We start from the raw sequence: 14,420 nt of genomic DNA on the forward strand, positions 1-14,420 counted from the left end.
CCTTTATGACTTCTGTGCTGGATGGCGTATATCGATAAAATGACCATTAATCGCCGCCGCTGCTGCCATCGCTGGGCTAACCAAATGGGTGCGTCCACCACGTCCTTGGCGCCCTTCAAAGTTGCGGTTACTGGTAGAAGCGCAGCGTTCACCGGGTTGCAGGCGGTCGTTATTCATTGCCAGACACATGGAACATCCGGGTAAGCGCCATTCAAAACCAGCCTCTATGAAAATTTTATCCAAACCCTCTGCTTCTGCTTGTGCTTGAACAGGGCCTGATCCGGGAACAACGATTGCTTGAACGCCAGGAGCCACTTTATGGCCTTGTGCGATGGCTGCGGCAGCCCGTAAATCTTCAATCCGGGAGTTGGTGCAAGAACCGATAAAGACTTTATCGATCTTCACATCTGTTAGCTTAATACCGGGTTTCAAATCCATATAAGCCAGTGCTTTTTCAGCAGAGGCACGTTCGACAGGATCACTAAAAGATTCTGGCGCAGGAATGGCTTGATCAATGGCGATCACTTGTCCAGGGTTTGTTCCCCATGTGACCTGCGGAGAGATCTCTTCTGCATTAATGGTAATAACGGTGTCATATTGTGCATCAGGATCGGATTTCAATGTTTTCCAGTAAGCAACAGCTTGTTCCCACAGCTCTCCTTTTGGTGAGAACTGGCGGCCTTTCATATAAGTAAAAGTGGTTTCATCCGGTGCGACCAAACCAGCTTTAGCGCCCATTTCAATTGCCATGTTACATAAAGTCATACGGCCTTCCATGCTAAGCGCTTCAATCGCCTTACCACAGAATTCCACCACATACCCGGTACCACCCGCGCTACCTGTTTTGCCGATGATCGCCAGAACGATATCTTTGGCGGTGATAGCATTACCGACACCACCCATCACTTCGATTTTCATAGTTTTAGCGCGGGCTTGTTTTAGGGTTTGGGTGGCGAGTACATGTTCAACTTCAGAAGTGCCAATGCCGAAAGCCAGTGAGCCGAATGCCCCATGCGTCGCGGTATGGGAATCACCACAAACAATCGTCATGCCCGGCAGGGTTATACCCTGTTCAGGTCCGATGACATGAACAATTCCCTGATAAGGGTGGTTGAGATCATATAATGTGATACCGAATTCGGCACAGTTTTTCATCAACTCCTGCATTTGAATACGAGCCATGTCACCACAGGCGTTAATATCTTTTGTTTGCGTGGATACGTTATGATCCATTGTTGCGAACGTTTTACCTGGCTGGTGCACTGGGCGGCCTTTGGTGCGCAAACCATCAAAGGCTTGCGGCGAGGTCACTTCATGAACCAGATGACGATCAATATAGAGTAACGGGGTTTCATTCGGTACTTCCCGGACAATATGGGCGTCATATAATTTTTGATATAAAGTTTTAGCCATGCTAAATACCCTCGGCTATATAACGGGCGATAGCGCTGCCCATTTCATCAGTACTAATTGCTTTACCGTTTCCGGCTAAATCTGTTGTGCGATAGCCCTGTTCCAGCGCGTAGTTAACCGCCTGTTCAATCGCATTTGCGGCGTCATTGTGACCTAAGCTGTAACGCAATAGTAAGGCGGCAGACAGGATTTGGGCTATCGGGTTAGCAATACCTTTTCCGGCAATATCTGGAGCAGAACCGCCTGCGGGCTCATACAGGCCAAAACCTTTTTCATTCAGGCTGGCGGAAGGTAACATGCCCATTGAACCGGTAATCATGGCGCATTCATCAGATAAGATATCGCCAAAAATATTGGAGCACAGCATTACATCAAACTGAGATGGATCTTTAATTAACTGCATGGTGGCGTTATCAATGTACATGTGATTGATTTCTACATCTGGATACTCTTTTGCAATCTCAGTAACCACTTCTCGCCACAATACAGAACTCTGCAACACATTTGCTTTATCAATAGATGTAACTTTATTACTACGTTTGCGGGCGGATTCGAAGGCGATACGGGCAATGCGCTCGATTTCAAAACGGTGATAAATCTCAGTATCAAATGCTCGTTCATATTTACCTTGGCCTTCACGTCCTTTGGGTTGACCAAAATAGATACCGCCGGTTAATTCACGGACACATAAAATATCAAAGCCTTTGGCGGCAATATCACTGCGTAAAGGGCAAAATACCTCTAATCCGGCATATAAGCGGGCAGGGCGTAAATTACTGAACAGTTTGAAATGTTTGCGTAATGGCAACAGTGCGCCACGCTCAGGTTGCTCTGTTGGTGGTAAATGTTCCCATTTAGGCCCTCCCACGGAGCCGAACAATATGGCATCAGCCTGTTCACAACCTGCTATGGTTTTTGCCGGTAGTGGACAGCCGTGGCGATCGATAGCAATCCCCCCCACATCATATTCGCTGGTGGTGATGCGGATATTGAAACGCTTACGGATTGCATCCAATATCTTATAGGCTTGTGCCATAACTTCGGGGCCAATACCATCACCGGGTAAAACTGCAATATGATAATTGTTCGACATGTTTACACCATTTCCTTTGTATTTTGCTGTATGCGTTGTTTCTCTTTCTTAACTTGCTCTGTACGCCAAACGCAGTTCAGAGCATGAACCATTGCTTTGGCCGAAGATTCAACAATATCGGTTTCCAACCCCATGCCGTGGAAGCGACGCCCAAAGCATTCGACAACGATATTTACCTGGCCCAGTGCATTTTTCCCGTGTCCTTTACCTGATAACTGATAAGAAACCAGTTCAATTGGGTATTCAGTTATTCGGCTAATTGCCTGATAAACCGCATCTACCGGGCCATTACCTGTGGCAGCTTCTGATTTCAGCTCTTTGCCACACACTAAACGTACAGCGGCTGTTGCCATCACATTGGAGCCAGATTGGATATTAAAGTGATCAAGATGGAAAAATTCGGGTTCTTGCTGTTGCAGGTTCATGAAAGCTAAGGCTTCCAAATCATAGTCAAATACCTGACCTTTTTTATCTGCCAGGCGTAAAAAGGCTTCGTATAAGCTATCCAGATCGTAATCTTTATCCTGATATCCCATCTCCTCCATACGGTGTTTCACTGCGGCACGACCGGATCGGGAAGTCAGATTCAATTGAATTTCTTTCAGGCCGATGGACTCTGGTGTCATAATCTCGTAAGTTTCACGATTTTTCAGTACTCCGTCCTGATGAATCCCGGATGAGTGGGAAAATGCATTGCTACCAACAACTGCTTTATTCGCGGGGATCGGCATATTGCATAATTGACTGACCAACTGACTGGTGCGGTAAATTTCTTGATGGTTGATATTGGTATAAACGCCTAACGTTTGCTGACGAACTTTAATCGCCATAATGACTTCTTCCAGTGAGCAGTTGCCGGCACGTTCACCCAAACCGTTTATCGTCCCTTCTATCTGACGGGCGCCGGATTGTACTGCTGAGATCGAGTTGGCGACCGACATCCCCAAATCATCGTGGCAATGGACGGATAATATCGCTTTATCGATATTAGGAACGCGTTCGATCAAATTGGTAATGATGCCGCCGAATTGATATGGCACGGTGTAACCGACAGTATCTGGGATATTGATAGTCGTTGCGCCAGCTTTGATAGCGTTTTCAACGATCCGACACAGATTATCAATAGGTGTACGGCCCGCATCTTCACAGGAGAATTCGACATCATCAGTGTAACGACGTGCTCGTTTGATTGATTGAGCTGCCATTTCCATAACATTTTCGAATGTCTTTTTCAGCTTAGATTCAATATGTAAATTGGAAGTGGCTAAAAAAACGTGGATTCGAAAGGCTTCCGCAACTTTTAATGCTTCTGCGGCCACATCGATATCTTTTTCTACGCAACGCGCCAAAGCACAAACACGGCTGTTTTTTATCTGCTTAGCTATCGTTTGGACAGATTCAAAATCACCAGGAGAGGAAACTGGAAAACCGACTTCCATGATATCAACACCCATTCTTTCCAGAGCCAAGGCAATTTGGAGTTTTTCGTTCACACATAAGCTGGCTTGTAATGCTTGTTCTCCGTCACGTAACGTGGTGTCGAAGATAATAACTTGCTGGTTCATATGTACGTTCCTCTCGTGGTTATTTTTTGCGCCCAGCAGGTAAAAAAAACCCGCGCATGGCGCGGGTTCTTGTGAATGTCTGGTTTGGACCAACTCTGTTTTGAATCAACTCTGTTTTCTGTCCACCAGCATACCGCGCATATCAGATACGATAAGTAGTAGGTTTAATAGACAAATTGAGTGAATCATATCGATCCAACCTTTCAGTAGTATTAATGAGTGTTCGTGATTCGTATGCTTTTATTGATACGTTATCTTAAAAGTGATGTCAAGAATTCATTTAGGCATATGATTCTTGGTTTTACTTTTCTTATGGCGGTAAATTGAAGTGTTGATCTGTTTATATTTAAAAAGATTTTATTTTATCCTTTTTTGTTTGGGTTTGACTTTCGTGATGAGCTAAGATTTATATAAAAATAGTGCATTATACTGATTAATTAAAATTAAGTATTTTCCGTTTGGTGAGCTGGAAGTGGATTTGTATTTTTCTGAAAAACATCATTTGTCATTGGAAAAATAGATACAAATAGGAAGTTATGTTATATATCTTTGAAAAAATAATTCTATAACATAATAACTCTGATAAAATTGTTTAATAATAATAAGTCAGTAATTTTATTATGAATTGTGTCATTCTTTGATTTATCATCATATACAGAATAGCAGGGTGAATAAATTGTTAACATAATTGTACTTTTTTGTGAATAAATAATGAGCATTACATTGTCTACTAATTGAAATTATATATTTTTAACACTAATAGGGGGATGCGCTGGTTAGCTATGCGTATTCAGATTTGTACAAGGACGAGTCTTAATTATTTGTTATCGAAATGATTAAGACAATTGATCTCGTTAATAGTTATAGTCATCGTAATATCTGAGTAATAAATGAAGGTATTTCCGATGTTTTGTTATTAGCCGGGATCATCTGCATGAGTTTAGTGGAGTTAAACAATGGCTGAATACACCTCAGTAACTGCAACCAAAAAAGATCCAAATGAAATTCATTTGCGTAATGTGGATCTCAATCTGCTGACTGTTTTTGATGCAGTTATGCAAATGCAGAATGTGACACGTGCGGCACAGATATTAGGAATGTCACAACCGGCGGTCAGTAATGCGGTTTCTCGTTTGAAGCTAATGTTCAATGACGAATTATTTGTACGCTATGGGCGTGGAATACAACCGACAGCAAGGGCCCATCAATTATTTGGTCCAGTCCGTCAGGCATTACAACTGGTATATAATGAGTTACCTGGGGTTGGTTTTGAACCTGATAATAGTGATAGGGTTTTTAGTCTTTCAATTTGTAGCCCTTTGGATATTAGGCTGGCTGCAAAAATAGTTGAACAGGTAAAACAAAATACACCTAATCTGGGTGTGACGATTAGATCATATTTACATGATAATATTGAGCATCAGCTCAGATACCAGGAAACTGAGTTTGTCATTAGCTATACGCAGCTAGAACGCATGGATTTTCATCATTACCCGTTATTCAATGATGAGTTGGTTTTGGCTGTTTCTAATCATCATCCAAGAATTGAAAATAGTATTAGTGAGCAGCAATTGTATGAGGAACATCATGCAGTTGTATCATTGGATAATATATGTTCATTCAGCGTTCCCTATTATGATGGAGGTGAACGTCTGCGTTCGGTTGTTTATCAGGGTACCGACTTGAATAGTGTGTTGCACATTGTCTCTCAAACTTATTTGGTTGCAATTGCGCCAAAATGGCTGGTTGAGCATTATAGCGAACAATTAGCAATAAGGGCGGTTTCATTACCGTGGGATCAAGTAAGTCGTCCGTGTTATTTGATTTGGCACGAATCTACAACGAAAGATAAAGGGCATCAGTGGATGAAGTCGTTGTTGAGTCAACTTAGTAACAGATAATTAATTTGAAACTCACTACTGCATAAGGGTGGTGAGTTTTTTTATTTTATCACAAATTTTTCAACTTTTGATAAATAGGCTTTTCCTGTTGTTCAGGAATCGGTAGACTGCGAGGAAATAGCTAACACCTGTAAGCTGAAAAGCGAATAAGTGATGCGAAAAGGTATTATCAGAGAATAAAATTACTGTTTTTTCTCCGATAAGAAAAAAAATTTTCGAACAGGAAAAAAATTGTGATAACTAAAAATTTACATCCTTATCACTTGATAAACCGATTGCAACAACAAATCAAACGACACCCAGAGAAAATTGCTTTTCGCCAATGGTCTCCGGCTGAACAACTCGAACTAAATTGGAATGATATTGGCAAAAAGACCAATGCTATTAGCCGGGCATTGTTGGAGATTGGTGTTGATGTGCAAGAAAAAATTGGTCTCTTTGCACATAACAGCATGGCGTGGTCATTGACAGATATTGCTGTATTACAACTTCGGGCGGTTACTGTTCCGCTGTATGCGACTAGTAGTCAAGAACAAGCGAGTTTCATACTGAATGATGCTAGTGTGCGTATTCTGTTTGTCGGTGGGCAGCCGCAGTATGATGTTGCTATTACTTTGACAGAACGTTGCCCTCAGTTAAGTCACATTATTGTCTTAGATGAATCAGTCGATTTGCGGGATTGTTCATTAGCTCAACATTTATCTGATTTCATGGCTGATGATAAATTACAACATCAGTCGGAGTTGGAAACCCGTATCGCTAACCACAATCTGGATGATCTTTTTACGCTTATTTATACGTCTGGTACAACTGGCGAGCCTAAAGGCGTCATGCTTGATTACCGTAATTTAGCCTATCAGTTGTATTCACATGATCATGTCCTGGCGTTAACTGATCAGGATGTTTCTTTGAGTTTTCTGCCGTTATCCCATGTCTTTGAACGCGCATGGAGTTTTTATGTCATGCATGTAGGTGCGCAAAATGTTTATCTGACCGACACTAACTTTGTTCGTCAAGCTATGGCCGATATTCGCCCGACCGTGATGTGCGCAGTGCCGAGATTTTATGAAAAAATTTATAGTGCGGTTTTTGAAAAGGTTTCTCAGGCTCCTTGGCATCGAAGAAAACTCTTTAATTGGGCGATTAAATGTGGTGAGCGTCAGTTTTTACGTAAGTTGCAAGGTAAAAAAAGCTGCCCTTGGTCGACAGCAATGCATCGACTGGCTGATAAATTGGTATTGAGTAAATTGCGTAATGTATTGGGGGGCAGAGTTCGGTTTTTACCTGCTGCTGGCGCGCGTCTGGACGAAACGATTATCCTATTTTTTCTCGCTGTTGGGATAAATATCAAATATGGCTATGGTATGACAGAGACTTGCGCCACTGTTTCTTGTTGGGGAGAGCAAGGTTATGTACTTGGTTCTATTGGCAAACCATTGCCTGGCATTGACGTCCGTATCGGTGAAGAAGATGAGATACAAGTGCGTGGCCCAATTGTGATGAAAGGCTATTTCAATAATCAGCAAGAAACCGCCAAAGCATTTACTCAAGACGGTTGGTTGCGTACCGGTGACGCCGGTAAATTGGATGAAAATGGTCATTTGTTCATTACTGAACGTCTGAAAGATTTGATGAAAACATCGAATGGCAAATATATTGCCCCTCAAATGATTGAAGGTATTTTGGGACAAGATCGTTTTATTGAACATATTGCTGTTATTGCTGATGCTCGTAAATTTGTATCCGCCCTTATAGTGCCTTGTTATGATGTATTGGAAGAGTATGCAAGGTCAATTAATATCAAATATCATGATCGAGTTGAATTGCTGCGTCATAGTCAAATTATCAATATGTTTGAGCAACGCTTGAAAGAGATGCAGAAAAACTTTGCTCACTTCGATCAGGTAAAGCGTTTCACATTATTGCCAAATCCATTTTCAATGGAAACAGGGGAATTAACGCCAACGCTAAAATTGCGAAGGAAAATTATTATGCAGCGTTACCATAACGAAATTGAATCCATGTATCGAGATTAATTTCTGGAGCTTTATAGAGCGAGACCGGCTATTCAAGGGAAATTTAAGGTAAGTATTCTACTTTCAATTTATCTCAGGAGTATCCGGTTTTTAAAATTTCAATATTAGATGAATAAGCTGTAGTTTAATTTTAAAAATTATAAATAAATTATATTCACGGGTATCATTCTATGCTTGGAATAGAGCACTTGTTATTTAATAGGTTAGGGCAAGGTATAATTATCTGACTTTAAACGTCATGATGAAAAAGATGGTTATAAAAATGAAATAATAGTATTTTGTACTTGTGCGGTGCGCATGTATAGTAAATAAGACATATTTTGTATAATGAGGTGAATTGATGAATTTTGATAATATAGTTATTGTTCATGGCCTTATGGCGACTCCTGATCATCATTGGTTTCCTTGGCTTAAAAGTCAATATGAAAGGTCAAATGTTCGGGTAATAGTGCCGGAAATGCCTGAATCTCACGCTCCTTCACCTCATTTATGGCAAGAAAAGTTGCAGGAGAGTGTACCTAATCCTAATGAAAAAACGCTTTTTATTGGGCATAGCTTGGGTTGTATTGCCGCACTCCGTTATATTTCATCTTTACCTGATAATGTAAATATTGGCGGGATTGTATTAATTGCAGGATTTTATGAAAAATTATCGACTTTACCCGAATTAAGTATATTTACTGAGGAGTATTTGGATTTTCGTCCTCTTATACACAAAATAAACCAACGAATAGTAATATTATCGCTTAATGATGAGATTGTACCTCCACAGTTTACATTAAATTTAAGTCAGCAGCTCGATGCTGAATTATATGGTTTCCCTGATGGCGGGCACTTTTTAGATCGCGACGGTTTTACTGTTTTTCCTAAGCTAGAAAAGATATTAAAAAATAATTCAATGTTTTAAATGGGAATTTTATTATATAAATTAATATGGCAGTTTTTTCATGTCTTATGTAATTATGATAGATTTTGTGTGTTTTAAATAATTTTTCAAAATATCATTTGCCTACTGTAAAATAACCCGCTCTGAATACAGAGCGGGATTATAAGTGTATTTTTAGTTGCTTTTTTCTACTGATGGGATGGGTTTATATCTCATTAGAATTAAAAATTCATCCCAATTATTTATTATTTCTTGAGATATTTCTTTTTCCACGGTGCCCTTTTCAGCATTTATTTTAATATAATGAAATGCCTTTTCTAAATCTTGTGGGCTATTCCCTAAACCATGTAAATAATTCACTCCTATTATCTGATACCCATTTATTATTCCAGAATCTCCAGCTCTTTGAAGCAGATCATTGGCTTTTATTTGATCTTCTTGTACTCCATAACCAAAACTATAAATTATGCCGAGATTATATAAAGATTCCGCATGGTTTTTATCTAACTTTAATGCCTTGCTATAATACTCGATGGCTTTTTGGTAATCCCTTTCTGATTCCTTTAATGAATTGTCAGTATAAAGTTTTCCTAATAAAAAATAGGCATCAACGCTACCATTCTGAGCTTGTTTTTCCAGTTCCCGAAACTCTTCAACTGTTCTCGGTACTTTTAGTGGAAGTTCCTTAACCATACCTGTATATTTAATTCCATCAAATACAGTTCTAGGAATATTTGTTTTCGTCGGTTCTGCACATGCATTGGTAAATAATACGATTATCAGCAAAAGTATATATTTCATTCTACTAGTTTATCCTATCGGGTTGACGGTAAGAAGTTGAATTGGTGTTATCCCGACAGAGATAGTGTTGTTAATTTCTTCTGTTTGCTGGCTGACAAAGCAGGCCATCGCATTAATTAGATTATGTAATTCGTTACTTAGTTCAGCTTCGTGTATAGATATTGGCTCCTGTTTAAACCAGACATCCGTGATCTCTGTCTGATATCCATTTGACCAGTTGACGGTAGATGTCAGTCCGTGGTAATTACCTTGTAGATCAAAATAATCGCTCTCCTGATAGTTTAGTTGAATAGATTTAATATCGGTTTCTTCAAGGCTGTTAAGTTCATCTGGGGTACTGAGTCCGTCTAAATTCCTATCCTGCCAGATTTTTAATGTGTTCCAAGTTACATCTTGGTTATCAATAATACCGTCCTGATTGCTGTCTATATCAGCTAAAGCCATAAAACCATGTTGTGCTTTTACTCCAGATGACAGTTGGGAATTTTCCCCAAACAATTCGGTGCCATTATTGATTAATCCGTCATTGTTTTTATCCCAGACTAATAAGCTATCATTTGCATCGATCCAACCTGTATTGACTTTATGCCCTTGACCGTCAAAATCAAATACTACTCCTAATTCACTGGTTACTGTTTGAACGCCATCGCCATTTAAATCAATTACTAATGGTGTTATGTAAGTTTTCGTAACTTTTTTCGGGTTTGGGAAAATTTGATTGAGTACTTGATTAGGAGTCTTCTCTAAGTTTAGAGTAATGCCAGAGTAACCAGCATGTCCTCCCTCTCTGTGAAACGTGTCTTTTACAAAATCAATACAGTTATTTGTTAATAAATTATAGGATGGTGGTTGCGTTTTTCCATCCCGGTAATCAATAGTTTTCTGAAAAACCATATCAAGGTCCATCAAGAATTGAAGGTTTTGGGATACCATTGTTAGTGATGAGGCGGTAGGGTAGCGTATATGGTCATTAAACGACAAATTGTCTTTAACGGTACCCCAATCTTCCCCCGGACTTAATCCTGCGGTAATGGACTCAAAATTACCAGTTTTGGGGTTGTTATTTCTGATGGTATAGAAAACATGACTCGTAAGTGATTTACCCATATTGATTCCATTTTCTCCTGCTATAGGAGCACCTTGGGGGGCTACATGCAAGGTTATAGATGGCGTGTTTTCAAAGTATGAAAGTTTATCGTCGGGCATAATTTCTTGATAGTTTTCAAATATTCCTATTGTTTTATGTTTAGGTTGTTGTAGCGTTTCATCAGGCATATGTGGTTTCTTCCTCATTGATTTAAAAATAATTCTTATCTTTCAGATAAAGTGTCACTAAATTGGTTCTTTTTGTTTTAAAAAATGAATTGAGAAGTCATTATCATTCCTAAAGGCTTTCTTCGGTTTTGGTTTTTAACGGGCTGAGCACATAGTCAATAATTCTCAGTCGGTTAGTTTTTGTTTCTACCTTTATGTTCATATTGGCAACTAGCATCATTTGTTCACCATTAACAGTCAGATGATTTTTATCTAACTGAATGATAGTCGAATAAATTAGGTTGTATCCGTTTATATTTCTTAGGACGATTATTGAATTGAGGGACACAACTTGGTTTCCTTGGCACGAAATGAAATGTTGTTTATCTGTATTCCAGACAGCCCTACATAAGGCAGGCGGAAAAAATCTTTTTTGATACTTTTAGTCTTTAAATCCATAGCCTTTAAACCCAACTTATTAGTTGCAAGTAACCACTGGGTTTTATCTAATATTAGAAGTTAAAATTGAACTATCTATATCATAACTCATTATTGCCTTTTGTAAATAATTTTAATGATATGGTTTGATTGTATTGCGGCCAAATAATCTGATTAATTTAAATTACCATTTAATAGTCAGCCTTAAATCATTTTCTTGGGAGATGATCTTTTATTTATTATTTAATTTGCGTATATGAGTATAAAAATCATATATTAAAATCTCTGGGCAAATATTGAATAGTTGAGGCTGGGACGGCAGGAAAAATAATAGCTTCCATCATATTATCTAATTAAAATGGAGTAAAAAGATTTTACTCGAATGCATTATTTGCAATGGCTATCCAAAAACGAGGAAATGACGGTCAAATTATCTGAGGCGTTTGTCGGCATTTCCTTTATCAGCTTCATACTTCGGTGACTTAAACGATTTTGAAAACTGCTTTTTAGTTTTTTATCGTATATATACTGGATAATACCTATATGTTGTCGTTCTTTTTAGGTATAGCCGCTCATATTCTACTTATTTTTAGCTTCTTGATAGTAAGATAACGCTTACCGGAGACATTTGGAATTGTCATAAAATTGCTATTCTGCCTTTACTCACATTGCTAACGCCTGTTTCTAGCGTTATGTTAATTAACTCAGCATCAATATATCGCTGAGAGGCTATTCGTCTTACTAAAATAAAAGTGGAAGTCACTTCCGATTTATTAACTTGCAAACAGAGCCTGGAGGAAAACCTATGGAGATGTTATCAGGAGCTGAAATGGTCGTCCGATCGTTAATTGATCAGGGCGTTGAGCATATATTCGGTTATCCGGGAGGGGCAGTACTGGATATTTATGATGCCCTGCATACGGTTGGGGGTATTGAGCATATCTTGGTACGTCATGAGCAGGGGGCAGTTCATATGGCTGATGGCTATGCCCGTTCTACCGGGAAGGTTGGTGTGGTATTGATCACCTCCGGTCCTGGAGCAACCAATGCCATTACCGGTATTGCTACAGCTTATATGGATTCAATTCCGATGGTTGTATTGTCCGGTCAAGTCGCCAGTTCCCTGATTGGCAATGATGCATTTCAGGAATGTGACATGGTAGGGATATCCCGTCCGATCGTAAAACATAGTTTTTTAGTGAAAAAAGCAGAGGATATTCCGAAGGTACTGAAAAAAGCCTTCTATCTAGCCTCCAGTGGCCGTCCGGGACCTGTAGTGATTGATTTACCGAAAGATACGGTAAATCCGGCAGTAAAATTACCCTATATTTATCCTGATCAGATCAGTATGCGTTCTTATAGTCCAACGATTCAAGGACACAAAGGGCAGATTAAGCGGGCATTAAGAAAACTATTGAATGCGAAAAAACCGGTCATATATGTAGGCGGGGGGGCGATTAACGCAGATTGTTCAGCAGAATTATTGGTATTGGCAGAAAAATTCAATATCCCTGTTGTTAGCTCCCTGATGGGATTAGGCAGTTTCCCTGCAACTCATCCGCAAAGCCTGGGCATGCTCGGTATGCATGGTACATTCGAAGCTAACAAAGCAATCCATAATTCAGATGTCATTTTTGCTGTCGGTGTACGTTTTGATGATCGTACTACCAATAATCTGGAAAAGTATTGCCCGGGAGCAACGGTATTACATATTGATATTGATCCGACATCAATTTCGAAAACGGTTTCCGCAGATGTACCTATTGTTGGTGATGCTAAACAGGTGCTTGGGCAAATGCTGGCGTTGCTGGAGACAGTGGAAGACACACAAGATCCCGATGCGCTAAAAGATTGGTGGTTATCTATTCAGCAATGGCGCAGCCGTAAATGTCTCAGTTTTGATCGCAGTGGTGAAAAAATTAAACCACAAGCTGCTATTGAAGTTCTCTATCGTCTGACGAAGGGGGAAGCTTATGTCACTTCCGATGTTGGACAGCATCAGATGTTTGTTGCATTGCATTACCCATTTGATAAACCAAGGCGTTGGATCAGTTCCGGTGGTTTGGGAACGATGGGATTTGGTTTACCGGCGGCTTTGGGCGTTAAACTGGTGAAACCGGAAGCGACGGTAGTTTGTGTTACCGGGGATGGCAGTATTCAGATGAATATTCAGGAGCTGTCTACCGCATTGCAATATGGGCTGCCGATACTAGTTCTGAATTTGAATAACCGTTTCCTGGGGATGATAAGACAGTGGCAAGACATGATTTATGCCGGTCGTCACTCTCAATCTTATATGGAATCCTTACCTGATTTTGTCAAATTGGCTGAGGCTTATGGTCATATTGGCATTTCTATCCAACGTTATGATGAATTGGAAAGTAAATTGGCGGAGGCCCTGAAAGAAGTGACTGAAAATCAGCGGCTGGTATTTGTTGATGTCACAGTGGATGAAACTGAACATGTATATCCTATGCAGATCCGTGGAGGAGCAATGGATGAGATGTGGTTAAGCAAAACGGAGAGAACCTGATTATGCGCCGGATTTTATCTGTATTACTTGAAAACGAATCAGGGGCTTTGTCCCGGGTTGTTGGTCTGTTTTCCCAACGTGGCTACAACATTGAAAGTTTAACAGTCGCTCCAACTGATGATCCGACATTATCGCGAATGACAATTCAGACTAAAGGCGATGCAAGGGTACTTGAACAGATTGAAAAACAGTTGCACAAGTTGGTGGATGTGTTACGAGTCAGCGAATTGGTGTCGGGTTCTCACGTAGAGCGTGAAATCATGTTAGTTAAATTACAGGCCAGCGGATATGGACGTGAAGAGATCAAACGCAGCACTGACATCTTCCGTGGGCAGATCATTGATGTGACTTCGACCTTATATACTGTGCAATTGGTAGGAACCAGCGATAAATTGGATGCATTTCTCGATGCTGTTCGAGATGTTGCTGAAATTGTTGAAGTTGCTCGTTCAGGTATTGTCGGCGTATCTCGCGGGGATAAAATTATGCGATGAAAAATC

At 40.0% G+C, this 14,420-nt stretch carries 10 protein-coding genes; 5 read left to right on the top strand and 5 right to left on the bottom strand.

Annotated features, from left to right (window positions below):
* Nucleotides 1-3 precede the first annotated feature (3 nt).
* Genes leuC through leuA form a run of 3 tightly spaced genes read right to left on the bottom strand, consistent with a single transcriptional unit; the run spans nt 4 to nt 4,071 of the window.
* Nucleotides 4-1,413: a 3-isopropylmalate dehydratase large subunit gene (gene leuC, locus BA1DRAFT_RS07030; protein WP_036777460.1), complete on the bottom strand. Its 1,410-nt coding sequence runs from the start codon at nt 1,411-1,413 to the stop codon at nt 4-6.
* Between the two features lies 1 nt (nt 1,414).
* A complete protein-coding gene (gene leuB / locus BA1DRAFT_RS07035) occupies nt 1,415-2,506 on the bottom strand; it encodes a 3-isopropylmalate dehydrogenase (RefSeq protein ID WP_036777462.1) in 1,092 nt (363 codons plus the stop codon).
* A 2-nt stretch (nt 2,507-2,508) separates the two neighbouring features.
* Entirely contained in the window at nt 2,509-4,071 is a 1,563-nt protein-coding gene (leuA, locus tag BA1DRAFT_RS07040; protein WP_036777464.1) for a 2-isopropylmalate synthase, read from the bottom strand.
* 956 nt (nt 4,072-5,027) lie between these two features.
* Between leuA and leuO the strand changes: the two genes are divergently transcribed.
* The 3 genes from leuO to BA1DRAFT_RS07055 all read left to right on the top strand — a co-directional run bounded on the left by leuO (nt 5,028) and on the right by BA1DRAFT_RS07055 (nt 8,915).
* A complete protein-coding gene (gene leuO, locus BA1DRAFT_RS07045) occupies nt 5,028-5,972 on the top strand; it encodes a transcriptional regulator LeuO (protein WP_036777467.1) in 945 nt (314 codons plus the stop codon).
* A 236-nt stretch (nt 5,973-6,208) separates the two neighbouring features.
* Nucleotides 6,209-8,008, top strand: coding sequence for an AMP-dependent synthetase/ligase (locus BA1DRAFT_RS07050; protein WP_200868768.1), 1,800 nt, complete (start codon nt 6,209-6,211; stop codon nt 8,006-8,008).
* Nucleotides 8,009-8,348: 340 nt separating this feature from the next.
* Entirely contained in the window at nt 8,349-8,915 is a 567-nt protein-coding gene (locus BA1DRAFT_RS07055; RefSeq protein WP_036777472.1) for an RBBP9/YdeN family alpha/beta hydrolase, read from the top strand.
* A gap of 153 nt (nt 8,916-9,068) precedes the next feature.
* Here BA1DRAFT_RS07055 and BA1DRAFT_RS07060 read toward each other — a convergent pair whose 3' ends face one another.
* The gene (locus BA1DRAFT_RS07060) at nt 9,069-9,695 is read right to left on the bottom strand and encodes a tetratricopeptide repeat protein (protein WP_036777474.1); all 627 of its coding nucleotides are present in this window, start codon (nt 9,693-9,695) and stop codon (nt 9,069-9,071) included.
* Nucleotides 9,696-9,704: 9 nt separating this feature from the next.
* Nucleotides 9,705-10,970 carry a hypothetical protein gene (locus BA1DRAFT_RS07065; protein ID WP_051560688.1) on the bottom strand — a complete coding sequence of 422 codons (1,266 nt, stop codon included), beginning with the start codon at nt 10,968-10,970 and terminating at the stop codon, nt 9,705-9,707.
* Nucleotides 10,971-12,192: 1,222 nt separating this feature from the next.
* On the opposite strand from BA1DRAFT_RS07065, the gene ilvI reads away from it, so the two are divergent.
* Both ilvI and ilvN read left to right on the top strand, forming a co-directional pair.
* A complete protein-coding gene (gene ilvI, locus BA1DRAFT_RS07075; RefSeq protein WP_036777476.1) occupies nt 12,193-13,920 on the top strand; it encodes an acetolactate synthase 3 large subunit in 1,728 nt (575 codons plus the stop codon).
* A gap of 2 nt (nt 13,921-13,922) precedes the next feature.
* Nucleotides 13,923-14,414, top strand: a complete 492-nt coding sequence (ilvN, locus tag BA1DRAFT_RS07080) for an acetolactate synthase small subunit (RefSeq protein WP_036777477.1) — start codon at nt 13,923-13,925, stop codon at nt 14,412-14,414.
* Nucleotides 14,415-14,420: the final 6 nt, after the last annotated feature.

The sequence above is a fragment of the Photorhabdus aegyptia genome (assembly GCF_000612035.1).
In the GTDB taxonomy this organism is placed as follows: domain Bacteria; phylum Pseudomonadota; class Gammaproteobacteria; order Enterobacterales; family Enterobacteriaceae; genus Photorhabdus; species Photorhabdus akhurstii.

Bases quoted from the DNA above. Each gene is read 5' to 3' on its own strand.
- BA1DRAFT_RS07065 (WP_051560688.1), bottom strand. From the start codon at position 10,970: ATGCCTGATGAAACGCTACAACAACCTAAACATAAAACAATAGGAATA.
- ilvN (WP_036777477.1), top strand. From the start codon at position 13,923: ATGCGCCGGATTTTATCTGTATTACTTGAAAACGAATCAGGGGCTTTG.
- leuB (WP_036777462.1), bottom strand. From the start codon at position 2,506: ATGTCGAACAATTATCATATTGCAGTTTTACCCGGTGATGGTATTGGC.
- leuC (WP_036777460.1), bottom strand. From the start codon at position 1,413: ATGGCTAAAACTTTATATCAAAAATTATATGACGCCCATATTGTCCGG.
- leuO (WP_036777467.1), top strand. From the start codon at position 5,028: ATGGCTGAATACACCTCAGTAACTGCAACCAAAAAAGATCCAAATGAA.
- leuA (WP_036777464.1), bottom strand. From the start codon at position 4,071: ATGAACCAGCAAGTTATTATCTTCGACACCACGTTACGTGACGGAGAA.
- ilvI (WP_036777476.1), top strand. From the start codon at position 12,193: ATGGAGATGTTATCAGGAGCTGAAATGGTCGTCCGATCGTTAATTGAT.
- BA1DRAFT_RS07060 (WP_036777474.1), bottom strand. From the start codon at position 9,695: ATGAAATATATACTTTTGCTGATAATCGTATTATTTACCAATGCATGT.
- BA1DRAFT_RS07055 (WP_036777472.1), top strand. From the start codon at position 8,349: ATGAATTTTGATAATATAGTTATTGTTCATGGCCTTATGGCGACTCCT.